Here is a 12,515-nt window from a genome sequence, read left to right on the forward strand (position 1 = left end):
CGGGAACCAGATGCAGTGACTGATGACCACTTGTTCCTTATAAAATTTAAATGGCAGCTGCCCATCTTCTCATTTATATTTCTTCACGATTTCCTGCAGCTTTAAAGCCAATCCAAGACTTCCTTCGATCTTTAAGCCGCCCGTCATAAAGGCAACTGCCGTGTTTAAATTATCCTTTAAAAGCTTAGAAAAATTTTTATCGCTCATACTCAATGCCACCTCAGGCTCCAGAGGGGCTCCATCAACGACCTCTACCTTCCCGCCCATTAAAATAATCTGTACAGTTCCGCTTTCATCAAGATTAACTTGAAAAACCCGACCCTTCTCATTCTCAATATGTATTGGATTTGCATTCATTTTTTCTGCTAGTTGAAATAGCTCTGTTTTAACTGACAAACTCTTTCACCTCTTATTGTCATCTTTTCTTATATAATTCTATCTAACTTGCTTATTTCCTTTCACAAAATGAATAATCATTCATTTTTTTTACAAAGCCGCCTAAAACAAACAACGCCCCACTTATAGAGGCGCTGCGTGTTTCGTATTATTTTTTCTTTCCTTTTTCATTTATTCCAATCGCTGCGCCGTTCCTGCTGGAATCAGCAACACCTTTGAACGTACCATTTTTATGATCAATATAGATGCTTTGGACATTTCCGATCGTGACAGGCTCAGAACTAAATTTATGTCCCATACTATTTATGCGATTTAGGATATCCGCAGAAATCCCAGATTCATAACGATATGAATTCAGGTTATTTGTGTAAATTCTTGGCTCCTCCACTGCTGCCTTTAGCTCCATATCATACTCAATGGCATGAAGAATTGTTTGAAGCACAGAGGTAATAATGGTCGGACCACCTGGAGAACCAACTGTTAGCACTGGCTTTCCATCTTTAAATACTATCGTAGGAGTCATGCTGCTTAATGGACGCTTATTAGGCTGCACTTCATTGGCACCGCCAGGAATGGCATCAAAGTCTGTTAGTTCATTATTTAAAAGAATCCCATAACCCGGAACCATAATCCCAGTTCCAAACAGCTGCTCAATGGTCGTAGTATAGGTGACAACATTCCCCCATTTATCTGTTACGGAGAAATGAGTCGTCTCTCCGTATTTACGATCATTTGGCTGCTTTTTCAGCTTATAATTTGCTGCAGTTGTCTCGTATTTCCATGGGTTTCCTGCCGCTGGATTTTGGTTTACCTGATTAAGGTTAATAAGCTTCTGACGCTCCTTAATGTATTCCGGATGCAGGAGCCCTTTTAATGGTACATTTACAAATTCAGGATCTCCAGCGTATGCAGCTCGATCAGCATAAGCGAGATGCATCGTTTCCGCAAGCAAGTGGTATTTCTGCCATGACCTGACATCATATTGGGAAAGATTAAAGCCATCCAAAATTTTTAACATTTGCAGCAGGAACACTCCACCTGAGCTTGGCGGAGGCATGCTCGCAATCTGATACCCCTGGTAGTCTCCCCATATTGGTTTGTCGATTGTTACCTTGTATTTATATAAATCTTCTGATGTCATGGAGCCGCCAAAATCTTGTACCGTTTTAGCTATTGCCTGGGCAACAGGACCTTTATAAAAACCATCGGCGCCCTTTGAACGAATTAGCTTAAAGGTTTGAGCTAAATCCTTTTGAACAAGGACTTCTCCTTCACTCAATGGTTTTCCGTTTGGAAGGAATACACCTTTTGCAGCTGTTTTTGCGAGCATTTCCTTATTATCTTGAATGGCTTCAGCTAAAACGGAATCAATAGGGAAGCCTTTATCCGCTAGGTTAATTGCAGGGTTAATAAGCTGTGGTAATGGGCGAGTCCCCCATATCTCCAATGCTTTTTCTAATCCTTTTAAAGTTCCTGGAACTCCAACAGCTGTACCTCCAGTGGAACGTTCAGCAAAGGGAATAGGGTTGCCGTTTTTATCTAGGAACATATTAGGCGTTGCACCTTGTGGAACTCTTTCCCTGCTATTAATAATCGTTGTTTCCTTCGTTTTGCCATCGTACACCATCATGAAACCGCCGCCGCCAATCCCCGACATCATGGGCTCAACAACATTTAAAGCAAATTGGATGGCCACAGCAGCATCAATGGCATTTCCCCCTTTTTTTAGGATCTCTGCACCAATTTCTGATGCTAAAGGATGAGCAGTAGTCACCATTCCATCCTTCCCTGACGCTACCTGACTATATGTACCATAGTCGACCTTTTTTGCCTTCGCCTGAACATTAAAAGGCAGTGTTCCGATGATTAATAGAACACTGAATAAAAAGACGAAACCTGTTTTCAAAATTCTCCCCATCATTTCTCCCCCTCACATAGACTTGTTCATATCTACTTTATGGAGAAAAGGCAGTAATATGAAGAAATACATGACCCTATTAAATTTTTGAATATAAATTCCTATATGAAGGAGTAAGAAAGACTTAGTTAATAAAATAACGTGAATTTCAATGTTTCCTATTAAATTTAAAGTTGGAAATATATTATTTTTCCACCATTTCAAAATGGGAGGTTTGTGCCTCTCTACTCTTCCAATTTCTTAACCAATCAATCACTTTATCTTTTAATTCAACGTCTACAGGTTGTCTAATTGATTTCTTATTATTATTCATAATCTTGCTCATACTGTATTCAACATCGGTTTTACGGAGCATATGAGTCATGTCTTGAATAATATGTGTTTCGCATTCTCCTTGAACGAGTGCTTTAATTTTTTCTAAATCGCCTACCTTCACATTGACATCCTTTGATCCGGTGATGGCAAGGACAGGACAGGTTACCTTTTGTAACGGTTTGGATACATCAAATTGTACTGTCTCACGATTCCATTTAGCGTTCACTTTTTTTCCTTTATACTTTATGACCGGTTCATCCGAGGCTTGAAGGACTTTTACTAAGTCATCATTCATTTTATTAATTTTCTCATCTACTTTTAGTAATCTAGTTAGCCAACCTTGAAATCCTTTTAAAGATCGAATATTATTCATGATTTCCTGCCTCTGCCATGCCATCGTTTCTGCCAAAGGTTCAGCTGTGCCGGCAAGCAGGATCATTCCGTCTGCTGGTACCCTTTCATTCACAAATGGTGCGATTATAGTCCCTTCACTATGACCGAGTAAAATCACTTTATCGGCTCCAATTTTTGGATGACCTTTAGCAAATTCCATCACAGCCTGTGCGTCATCAATTAAATCGTACACGCCTGTTTCATAATAGTCACCTTTACTCGCGCCAACTCCTCTTTTATCATAACGAATACTTGCAAACCCTTCAGATGAAGCTACATCACTTAATTCTTTAAAAATATTCATAGGCATTCCTTCAGCATTCGAATCGCGATCAATGGGGCCGCTTCCGTGTACCATAACAATTAAAGGGTATTTTTCAAGATTTCCTTCTGGAATGGATAATGTCGCTGCTAACGGATACTGTCCTTTAATCATTACTTCAAACTCTTTACTCATTATTTGCATCCGCCCTTTTTTATTAATTTTCGTATTTACCTTTTATTAAGACGTCCGAGGAAAAAAATCGTTCAAATATTTTTTTCCACCAAACGAACTTTACATTGATAATATGGTGAAAGTAATCAAAATAATGAGCAGCAAAAACGTGCATACTTATATATAAAACAAATTGTATTAACATTTTAAAAAGATAAACTTAAAACAGTATCAAAATTTTGTTGTTATGATTAATCTTGTATATATCAGTTCAGATTTATAGGAGGACAATATGGAAGCGTCAAAAAAATGTAAAGATTCATATGTAGTCAAAACTAGTATCGTTTTGCCGCCTGATACAAATGCTTACGGGACGTTATTTGGGGGAAAATTAATGGCTTACATAGACGATGCAGCCGCGATTTCAGGTATGCGGCATGCAAGGAGAAATGTTGTAACAGCCTCAACGGATTCGGTTGATTTCCTCCATCCCATTCATCAAGGTGATGCAGTTTGCTTAGAAGCCTTTGTAACATATACTGGAAGATCCTCTATGGAAGTATTTGTAAAAGTTATAGCGGAAGATTTATTAACAGGGGAAAGTAATGTTTGTGCCATGTCTTTCTTAACCATGGTGGCGGTTGATAAAAACGGAAAGCCTACACCGGTTCCTGCAGTCATCCCCGAATCAGATGAGGAAAAAAGCTTATTTGAATCAGCAAAAGAACGTGCAGAAATTCGAAAGAAGCGAAAACAAGATAGTGTGGAGAGGGTAAAATCATACAAGATTGACCTTCCCTAAAGAATTTTTTTAGAGCAGCCACAACTAGGCTGCTCTTGCTTTTTCATCTAAATCTGACTGGAGATAGCAGTACACTAACACCAATTTTCTTGCAAATGGTCAGGTAATGCATAAGAAATAACAGAACAGCCCCTGCATTCATCCCGATGATTATGCCATCCATCTGGAAGCTGTGCATGGAACCGAGTACGTACATCACTGAAAAGGATACAATCGTTGACCAAACAAAATGGTAAAAAGCCTCTTTCATAAGTCCCAAGCCTATTAGGAAGGCCTGCATGGGGATGATGAAATAATGCAGCAGGAAAAACGGCCATAGCATTTGTAAATAAATAGCAGCATCAGAGGAATGGAAAAAGTTTAGTGTGATCGGTTCAGCAAAAAAGTAGAAGAAAATAACAGCTGGGATCCCGTAAAGAAATGTGATTATACATACTTGTTGCAGAAGGCTTTGGAGCTTGTCAGTATTTTTTTCAGCATAAGCTTCAGAAACGGTTGGAATGAGCATTATGAGGAAGGAATGGGCAATAAATGCCGGAAAAAAACCTACCGTCATCGCGATTCCAGCCAGCATACCAAAATGCTCAGTTGCTACAATCCCGCTCACTCCGGCTTGTAGTAAAGCTGCCTTAATGAGGAAGGGCTCTACCGCATGTGTCAAGGCATGGAATACTCTCAATGCGGTTGTCGGAATGGAAACTGCCATCAAGCTTCTCCATACTGTCCCCCCGCTCATTCTTTCAATTGGCTCCCTTTTCACGTGCTGAAATTGCAGGATAAACATATGAAGCAAGTAAAAGAAAACAACAATCTCGCTCCCTATAAAAGTACAAAAGGCAATTAAAACAGCCGTTTGTGTATCAAATTGAAATATTTGATATAGGAAGACGAGTAATATCAGCTGTATAAGCTTTCTCATAAAATTATAAGTGGCAATTTTACCCATTTGCTGCTTTCCCATAAAAAACCCTCTTGTAATGGAAGAGAAAGAAACAATCGGGATAAAGGCGATGACAGCCCATCTAAGATAAGGATGATACTGATCAAAAACAGAGATAAACGGGATAATGATAATAGCCAACGGTAATAAAATAGCTGTGAAGATAACGGTTAATTTAATGACATGGTTGAGCATGCTATAATGGTATTTCTTGTCTTTTTCGGCAATAAACTTCGAAATGGAGATGGGAAGTTCAAAGCTCGCCAGCAAGACAATCAAGAAAATCGTTGGAAGAATGGACATATACATGCCGAGTCCTCTCTCCCCAAGTTCACGTGCCAATACCATATTCACTAGAAATTCGATGCATTCTCCCGCAAATGCGGCAACAGCTAACAATAATGTTCCTTTAAAAAATTTATTCATTATGCCTCTCCTTATACATCCGCCAAGTATCACTGGCTGTATTGCCAGAATCGTATTGTATAAGATATGAGACAAGTCTTTGGAATATTATTTATGTTGTTTGTAAAGGTGAATTGTTTTTTTGAGAATCGATTTTGAGTGGAATGTTTTTTAGTGAAGATGCGGGGAATAACTTACATTGAGGTTACCTATGTTTGCGTTTTTAACTAAAGAACGGAAAAACACTTACATTGAATGCAAAAAGAAGAAGGCCAGCAAAATCTCTTGCCTTCTTCTCTCATCCATCCTTATTTCTCAAGCATCAATTTTAAAATAAGCTCATCTGTTTGACGGGTACCTTCATTTCCTAGCTTGCAAAAGCTTTCGATGCTTTTCTCAACGTCATCGTGGATAAAGCCGTCAGTAGATTGAATTTCTTGGTGATTGAGGGCTAATAATGCTGATTGGACAGCTACATTTGAGCAGGTAGATACCTTCATTGCACACCCCGCCTTTGCCCCATCGCATATCATCCCAGATACATTTCCGATTGTATTTTGTACCGCTGCTTTTATTTGCTGAAGATTGCCATCCAGCAGGTAAACAATAGCGGAGCTTGCACCCATTCCCGCAGCTGTTACACCGCATAAGGCAGACAGACGGCCAAATTTTGACTTGATATGGATCGTGATCAGGTGACTTAAAGCAACAGCCCGAATCATTTTATCCTCCGACACGTGCAGTTTTTCGGCTACGGCCACGACAGGAAGAGTAACAGCAATCCCTTGGTTCCCGCTGCCCGTATTGGCCATAACCGGAAGTGTCGAACCTGCCATGCGTGCATCTGAGCCAGCAGCGGCAAGTGACATCGCGGCAGTTGCTAAATCATCGGATAGGAACCCCTTTTTTACATTCTCTTTAATGGTTTTTCCGACATTTAAACCGTAATCTCCAGATAAACCTTCCATCCCGATAACCCGGTTTAATTCTATACTCCGTTTTACTAATGATAAATCCTTTACATCAGCCTGGAGTACCCAATGATAAATTTCATCAATGGTTAAACTTTCTAACTCCTCCTCTTCGGTTTGAATGCCAATATTCTCGCAGCCGCCAAGGAACACAGGCTTGCCATCCACTTCAATCAACGTAATATTGCTATGATTATCCGAAATCACTACTTTTGAAATTTGTTTTTCTGTTTGAACCGTTACTTCAATATAAAGTCTTTTTGGTGTTTCAGCCTGCCCTGCTTTCACTTTACCCTCTTCAATCAGCTGCAAAGCCAAGAGCTCGTCTTCCTTTGTTAATCCATCTAACAATTCCAATTCTTTCTCATGGTTTCCTGCAACCGCTCCGAGTGCTGCTGAGAAGTCCAGCCCTTTTCCAGACATCCCAGGTATTCCAACAGACTTTGCATTTTTGATAATATTCCCGCTTGCCTTTACGCAAATTTCTTGGATCGTTCCTTCAACATAGCTTTTCGCTGTTGCTGCAGCCAAGGCAATAGCAACTGGTTCTGTACATCCTAGTGCTACAACAAGTTCCTTTTCTAAAATTGCTAATATTTTATGTTTGTCCATTTTTTCGCCACCTGTCTAAAATCTTAATTAAATTTTAACATAACATTTGTTTTTATGTTTCACACGTTATTAACATTATCTGGAAAATGCAGTTGTGTACCAATTGCACTCATAACTTCTTAATTTTAGGAAAATAATAGTAATAGGATGATTAAATTCACTTTTAATGAGGGACATTGTATTGAGCCTGTTACATTTAACCATTGACCTAGTTGTTGGTTTCTTCCTTTTGTTTATCATCGTCAAAATTGTCGGTAGAAAGATTATTAAACAAATTTCTCCCTTTTACATTTATTTCTTAGATTGTTTTAAGCGAAATGCTTGGAAATGCTATGTATGAGGAGATCATGAAGACATTGGTTTTAAGGAGGACTGGTTAAAAATGCAGCTATCCTCTCAAGGCATTACTGATTATAAAGATGTTTTTCTAGCTGAATGGCTTGAAGGTGACGGACTTTTCATACAATCCATGATTCCGCCAAACCTGTCCACCCAACAAACTCGATAATGAAAACTGTCCTTTATAGATGCCTAGCACTCTTAGAGTCGAAACCACAATAATAAAAAAAGACCTTCTCGAAAAATAAACTTTGAGCTGGTCTTTTCATAGTTATTCTGTAAGTGAATGCTTAAAGGCATAGATTACAGCCTGAGTCCGGTCCTGAACGTGGAGCTTGCTGAGAATGTTGCTGACGTGAGTCTTGACAGTTTTTAAGGCGATAAACAGTTCATCAGCGATTTCCTGATTGGTCTTTCCTTCTGTCATAAGCAAGAGTATTTCCATTTCTCTGCTTGTCAATTCTTCATGAGGAAGCTGTTGGTTCCTCTGCCTCATTTTCACCATCATTTTTCCCGTTACTTCCGGTTCTAAGACAGATTGTCCCTGATAAGTGGATCTGACAGCTTCAGCAATTTCGCTAGCTTTTGAAGTTTTCAGCATATAGCTTGTTGCTCCCGCTTCCAGAGCAGGATAAACCTTCTCATCATCCAAGAAGCTTGTCACAATAATAATTTTCGCGTCTGGCCATTGTTCAATAATATTTCTCGTTGCTTCAATTCCGTCCATTTCCTTCATGACCAAATCCATTAATATAATATCCGGACGTAAATCTAATGCCATATCAATGGCTGTTCTTCCATTGTCAGCTTCACCAACCACTTCAATATCGGGTTGTGCAGATAAATATGAGGAAACTCCGATTCTCACCATTTCATGATCATCAACAAATAAAACTCTAATCATTGGCCTCACCCTCTTGCTTCATAATAGGAATTTTCACTTCAAGTCGTGTACCGCTATTTTTCAAACTAATGATTTTGAGCGTTCCTCCAACCTCAACCGCTCGTTCATGCATATTCTGCAGACCATAGGAACCAGCTTTTGCTTCCTCAACGTCAAAACCAATCCCATCATCTACCACTCTTAAAATAACAAACTCATCCCTTTGAATTAGCAAAACTTCGAGCTTCGATGATTTCGAATGGCGGAGGGTGTTAGAAACCGATTCTTGAAGAATGCGAAATAAATGATCCTCTATTCCTTTATCAAGAGGGAAGTCCTCGACTTTCCATTTAATATCCATCGTTACTTTTTGTGATAATTCGATGAGTAATTCCTTTATTCCTTCTTGAAGGGATTTTCCTTTTAAAGCAGCAGGTCTTAAATGAAGCAAAAGGGCCCTCATTTCGAGTTGTGACTGGTGAATCATTTCCTCCACCATTTTTAATTGCTTCGTTTCCCTTTCATTTGTCTGAGGCTTTGCCTCATTGATAGCTGACATTAGCATAGAAGCCGCGAATAACTGCTGACTGACAGAATCATGAAGCTCCCTTGCCAAACGATTTCGCTCCTGAGAGATCACTTCCTGCACGCGGCTCTCCATATCCTCCGCTTTTTCTGTTGCCAGCTTTTGTGACAGTTTCGCCTGTTCGGCAATTTGCTTCTGAATTTTGCCTACTCTGTTTACAATTGAGTGCAAATCAGGAGGGGCATTCATTTCTTTCGTTTCTATTTGCCGCCCTTCCTCAATATGATAGAGCCAGTTATCGACTGTTTGAATTTGCTTCTTCCAATTGAATCCTGAAATTAAGCCGAACAAAATACCAATAAAAATACTGACACTCGGAACAAAAATAACATATGGAATATCCATAACATTTGTATCCCATAGCTCTTTCCAATCAATCAGCGGAAAACGAAATAGAAAAGAAAGAATAAAGAAGCTGCAGATGAGAATGGACACAGCTACTCCTATAACGACTTGACGCTGAACAATACTCATACGCGCTTCACCTCTAAGTCACCTACGGGGATCGAGGTAAAAATTTTGACACGTTGTTCAGCTTGATCATACCCTGAAGTTTGAACCTTCAATGTCTGATTAAAAACCTTTGGTTCCTGAGCTCCAAAGATTTCAACCGAACCAGCTAATACAGAGTGATTTACACTTATTTCTATATCATAAGGAACAAGGACTTGAATGTTTCCAATTAAGTTTCTTATATAGATAACCGTTTCCCCTTTTGGGAGAACAGTGTAGCTTAAATCAATAACGGTATCCCCAATTCCTGTCTGAATATTAATATCGCTCCATTCATAGACGTGATCGGGAGTCTTTTGCTGTCCGAATAATTGATTGCCGAAAAGCGGCTTATGCCGAATGAGTGTTTCCATCTCCAGATTTAAACTTGGTTCCTTCAAATCAGGCTTAATATGTGCTGGATTTTTCTTAGCCTGAACGAATTGGATTAAGAAATGGATTAAAATCGCCAACAGAAAAAATTTAAAAGTAATCATACTAAAAATACTAATAATCAAAAAGATAATTCCGAGCCAAAACAGGAGTTTTCCGGATTTACGTGGCATCCATTTCCTCCCGATATAAATCATGCCCACTTCCACAAGGAGGGAGAAAATCAATCCCGAATTAAAAAATGTAAATTCCAAAAAGAGAACAACTGCCCCCAACAATAATATCCAGCTTATATATTCACTCTTAACTCTATTTATCATGGGACTCCTCCCTCCTAATTAAATAAGCACTAGCGCAATGATGATGAATGGTTCTAAAATGTTCACTATGAAACTTCCAAAAAAGGCGCAGATTTCCACGCCTTTTTAGAATACCATGTTTCCCTTATGAAATAGAATGGGTTTCTTCTTTTTTCATATCTTTTTCTATTTGTGCAATGCGTGCGTCAATCGTACTGCGATAATAGGAGCTGTTTACTTGATTTTCTAAACGATCTAAATACGACTCAATTTCTTGAAAACGGGAAGTTGACTTATTAGATGAAATGTCCTGATCCAGCACCTGATTCATTTTCACTTGAGCCCTCGTCATATTTTCACGGCCCATGAGCTCCATGCGGCGAATATGCATATCTTTCAGCTTATGCTTCATTTCTTCATATTTTCTTTCTAATTCAGCAAGCTGCTGGTTTGATTGGTTCAGTGCATCCTTTAGGCGTGCCGCACGTTCCTCATACTGTGCATGCTCCGCGGAAGCAAATAAGTAAAGTTCATTTTCTCCAGCCTGTGAAGCAATTTCAGCCTGACGTTTTCTTTTTGTTGCCAAGTCCTCTGCTTGACGATATTCCCTGCTGAACTCTTCCTTCAATGCATATTGGCGTTCCAGCAGCTTGCGGACTTTTTCCGTTTCCTTTTCGCTATCACGTAAATATTGATTTAAGAGCGTAATCGGATTTTTCTTTTCCTTTTGATCTAGTGCCTCATTGATATCTGCTAAAACAGTGTTTTTTATACGAGTAAATAGATTTGTCATTTGTCTCTCTCCTTAAGATTATTAGTCTTTCTTTAATTCTGACCATTGCTTTTCAAAATTTGTGAATGGGTCGTTGTCTTCTACAATGACTGACTTTTTCTCATTCCATTTTTTATACACAACGTACAAGACATAAGCAGCTGCAATACCAAGGATTGCTGGTATATTGGAGGCAGTGGCCATCAGAGCAATAAAGCCGATGATCCCCCAGCCAATTTTCATTAATGTTGAATCTGTTTTCAGAAATTGTTTAAACACGAAGTACAGAATAACGATGCTGATTCCTAGCGCCACCAATGGTCCCAGATTTGACAATAATACAAATGCAGCAATTCCTCCTGCTAATAGTAAACCGAATTTTTTCATTTTCGTTTCCTCCTTTCTTGATATCATCTTACCTTTATTTCATTCTTCTCATAACGAGCCTGAGCTTTATTTTCAACTAGGTCCAGAGACCGAGCATATGAACGGCCTAAAGGTAGATCGTTGAAAACTAACAGTAAAAGACGACCAATTTTACCTAGCAGGACTTTAAATAATAACAAGGAACCTTACATGAATTCTCAGCACTAAACCATACTAGAATTAGGAGGTGTGCCATAACATGAACCTAGCTTGGCTCTGCGGAATTTTACTATTTATCCAGCCTGCTCAACCGCCTGATAGCTTAACAATTGAAAGCGAGGGAGAATCAGTCCTTACGGTTAACCGAATAGATTACACAACCCCTTTTCCAGATATTCCTTTAATCGATATAGAAAAACTAAATGATCTTCTTGAAGAGGTAGATAAACAAACATATCAAGCACCAAAAAATGCTTATATTAGCCAATCAGGAAATGTAGTAGCTGAAGAAATTGGCAGGAGATTACACCGAAGAGCCTTTACAGATCTGTTTTATACATATTTTTACAATGCGAATACTTCTAAAATAGAAGTGCCAATACTTCCGATTCATCCACGAGTGGATCGGGATTTATTGTTGCATATTCATGTTAAGCGGATTGGAAGATATGTGACTTTTTTTAATCAAGGCAATAAAGCACGCTCTCATAATATTGCTCTTGCGGCAGAAGCCATTAATAATCAAGTTGTTTTTCCTGGTGAGACTTTTTCCTTTAATCGTGTTGTGGGAAAGCGAACGAAGAATAGGGGCTATATGCGTGCGCCTGTTATTGTTCGAGGAGAGTTAGCTGAGGATATTGGCGGGGGAATCTGCCAAGTCTCATCCACCCTTTATAACTCGGCTGACCGGGCTGGCTTAAAAATCATCGAACGCTATTCCCATTCCAAAAGCGTTCCGTATGTACCAAATGGAAGGGATGCTGCGGTCAGCTGGTATGGACCAGACTTCAGCTTTAAAAACGAATATAGCTTACCATTATTAATACGGGCGCGAGCTGCCGGAGGACAAATTGCGATCCACATTTATTCATCTGATGAAATCGAATATGAGCCCCGAATCGTTCCGGGTGCTTCGAAAACTCTGCCTGAAGAAATCCCAAGCACCGGAGAAAAAAGTTGAATATTGTAACAGGAGAG

Annotated in this window: 13 protein-coding genes; 3 read left to right on the forward strand and 10 right to left on the reverse strand. The window is 39.2% G+C overall.

The genetic code is table 11. The annotated features are described in order from the left end of the window. Positions 1–69: 69 nt before the first annotated feature. The 3 genes from V7122_RS12215 to V7122_RS12225 all read right to left on the reverse strand — a co-directional run bounded on the left by V7122_RS12215 (position 70) and on the right by V7122_RS12225 (position 3,479). Positions 70–396 carry an SCP2 sterol-binding domain-containing protein gene (locus tag V7122_RS12215; RefSeq protein WP_335354079.1) on the reverse strand — a complete coding sequence of 109 codons (327 nt, stop codon included), beginning with the start codon at positions 394–396 and terminating at the stop codon, positions 70–72. Positions 397–544: 148 nt separating this feature from the next. Next, on the reverse strand, positions 545–2,314 hold the full coding sequence (ggt, locus tag V7122_RS12220) for a gamma-glutamyltransferase (RefSeq protein ID WP_335354088.1): 1,770 nt from the start codon (positions 2,312–2,314) through the stop codon (positions 545–547). A gap of 184 nt (positions 2,315–2,498) precedes the next feature. Further along, complete coding sequence (locus tag V7122_RS12225) at positions 2,499–3,479, reverse strand: alpha/beta hydrolase family protein (protein ID WP_335354080.1); 981 nt, start codon at positions 3,477–3,479, stop codon at positions 2,499–2,501. A 271-nt stretch (positions 3,480–3,750) separates the two neighbouring features. On the opposite strand from V7122_RS12225, the gene V7122_RS12230 reads away from it, so the two are divergent. Next, positions 3,751–4,260, forward strand: coding sequence for an acyl-CoA thioesterase (locus V7122_RS12230; RefSeq protein WP_335354081.1), 510 nt, complete (start codon positions 3,751–3,753; stop codon positions 4,258–4,260). 43 nt (positions 4,261–4,303) lie between these two features. On the opposite strand, the gene V7122_RS12235 is transcribed toward V7122_RS12230, so the two are convergent. Both V7122_RS12235 and V7122_RS12240 read right to left on the reverse strand, forming a co-directional pair. Further along, positions 4,304–5,626, reverse strand: a complete 1,323-nt coding sequence (locus V7122_RS12235) for a polysaccharide biosynthesis protein (protein ID WP_335526971.1) — start codon at positions 5,624–5,626, stop codon at positions 4,304–4,306. Between the two features lie 287 nt (positions 5,627–5,913). Beyond that, positions 5,914–7,188: an L-cysteine desulfidase family protein gene (locus V7122_RS12240; RefSeq protein ID WP_335354083.1), complete on the reverse strand. Its 1,275-nt coding sequence runs from the start codon at positions 7,186–7,188 to the stop codon at positions 5,914–5,916. A 382-nt stretch (positions 7,189–7,570) separates the two neighbouring features. Between V7122_RS12240 and V7122_RS12245 the strand changes: the two genes are divergently transcribed. Continuing rightward, positions 7,571–7,696: a hypothetical protein gene (locus V7122_RS12245; RefSeq protein WP_438824713.1), complete on the forward strand. Its 126-nt coding sequence runs from the start codon at positions 7,571–7,573 to the stop codon at positions 7,694–7,696. A gap of 102 nt (positions 7,697–7,798) precedes the next feature. Here V7122_RS12245 and V7122_RS12250 read toward each other — a convergent pair whose 3' ends face one another. From V7122_RS12250 to V7122_RS12270, 5 genes are all read right to left on the reverse strand, one after another. Next, the gene (locus tag V7122_RS12250; RefSeq protein ID WP_335346749.1) at positions 7,799–8,431 is read right to left on the reverse strand and encodes a response regulator transcription factor; all 633 of its coding nucleotides are present in this window, start codon (positions 8,429–8,431) and stop codon (positions 7,799–7,801) included. Beyond that, entirely contained in the window at positions 8,424–9,470 is a 1,047-nt protein-coding gene (locus V7122_RS12255) for a sensor histidine kinase (protein ID WP_335354084.1), read from the reverse strand. Before V7122_RS12255 ends, V7122_RS12250 begins: the two co-directional genes overlap by 8 nt. Continuing rightward, complete coding sequence (liaF, locus tag V7122_RS12260; RefSeq protein ID WP_335354085.1) at positions 9,467–10,201, reverse strand: cell wall-active antibiotics response protein LiaF; 735 nt, start codon at positions 10,199–10,201, stop codon at positions 9,467–9,469. Before liaF ends, V7122_RS12255 begins: the two co-directional genes overlap by 4 nt. A gap of 124 nt (positions 10,202–10,325) precedes the next feature. Then, positions 10,326–10,973 (reverse strand): PspA/IM30 family protein, encoded by a 648-nt coding sequence (locus V7122_RS12265; protein WP_335346746.1) that lies wholly within the window; start codon positions 10,971–10,973, stop codon positions 10,326–10,328. A 21-nt stretch (positions 10,974–10,994) separates the two neighbouring features. After that, entirely contained in the window at positions 10,995–11,339 is a 345-nt protein-coding gene (locus V7122_RS12270) for a flagellar basal body rod protein (RefSeq protein WP_335346745.1), read from the reverse strand. 238 nt (positions 11,340–11,577) lie between these two features. Between V7122_RS12270 and V7122_RS12275 the strand changes: the two genes are divergently transcribed. After that, positions 11,578–12,498, forward strand: a complete 921-nt coding sequence (locus V7122_RS12275) for a VanW family protein (RefSeq protein ID WP_335354086.1) — start codon at positions 11,578–11,580, stop codon at positions 12,496–12,498. The last annotated feature ends 17 nt before the right edge of the window (positions 12,499–12,515 follow it).

The organism is Bacillus sp. JJ1532 (genome assembly GCF_036965085.1).
Lineage (GTDB): Bacteria > Bacillota > Bacilli > Bacillales > Cytobacillaceae > Cytobacillus.

Excerpts from the sequence above, each read along its gene's own strand:
- V7122_RS12245 (WP_438824713.1), top strand. The coding sequence starts at position 7,571 with ATGCAGCTATCCTCTCAAGGCATTACTGATTATAAAGATGTTTTTCTA.
- V7122_RS12275 (WP_335354086.1), top strand. The coding sequence starts at position 11,578 with ATGAACCTAGCTTGGCTCTGCGGAATTTTACTATTTATCCAGCCTGCT.
- V7122_RS12225 (WP_335354080.1), bottom strand. The coding sequence starts at position 3,479 with ATGAGTAAAGAGTTTGAAGTAATGATTAAAGGACAGTATCCGTTAGCA.
- V7122_RS12270 (WP_335346745.1), bottom strand. The coding sequence starts at position 11,339 with ATGAAAAAATTCGGTTTACTATTAGCAGGAGGAATTGCTGCATTTGTA.
- liaF (WP_335354085.1), bottom strand. The coding sequence starts at position 10,201 with ATGATAAATAGAGTTAAGAGTGAATATATAAGCTGGATATTATTGTTG.
- V7122_RS12255 (WP_335354084.1), bottom strand. The coding sequence starts at position 9,470 with ATGAGTATTGTTCAGCGTCAAGTCGTTATAGGAGTAGCTGTGTCCATT.
- ggt (WP_335354088.1), bottom strand. The coding sequence starts at position 2,314 with ATGGGGAGAATTTTGAAAACAGGTTTCGTCTTTTTATTCAGTGTTCTA.
- V7122_RS12250 (WP_335346749.1), bottom strand. The coding sequence starts at position 8,431 with ATGATTAGAGTTTTATTTGTTGATGATCATGAAATGGTGAGAATCGGA.
- V7122_RS12235 (WP_335526971.1), bottom strand. The coding sequence starts at position 5,626 with ATGAATAAATTTTTTAAAGGAACATTATTGTTAGCTGTTGCCGCATTT.
- V7122_RS12240 (WP_335354083.1), bottom strand. The coding sequence starts at position 7,188 with ATGGACAAACATAAAATATTAGCAATTTTAGAAAAGGAACTTGTTGTA.
- V7122_RS12265 (WP_335346746.1), bottom strand. The coding sequence starts at position 10,973 with ATGACAAATCTATTTACTCGTATAAAAAACACTGTTTTAGCAGATATC.
- V7122_RS12230 (WP_335354081.1), top strand. The coding sequence starts at position 3,751 with ATGGAAGCGTCAAAAAAATGTAAAGATTCATATGTAGTCAAAACTAGT.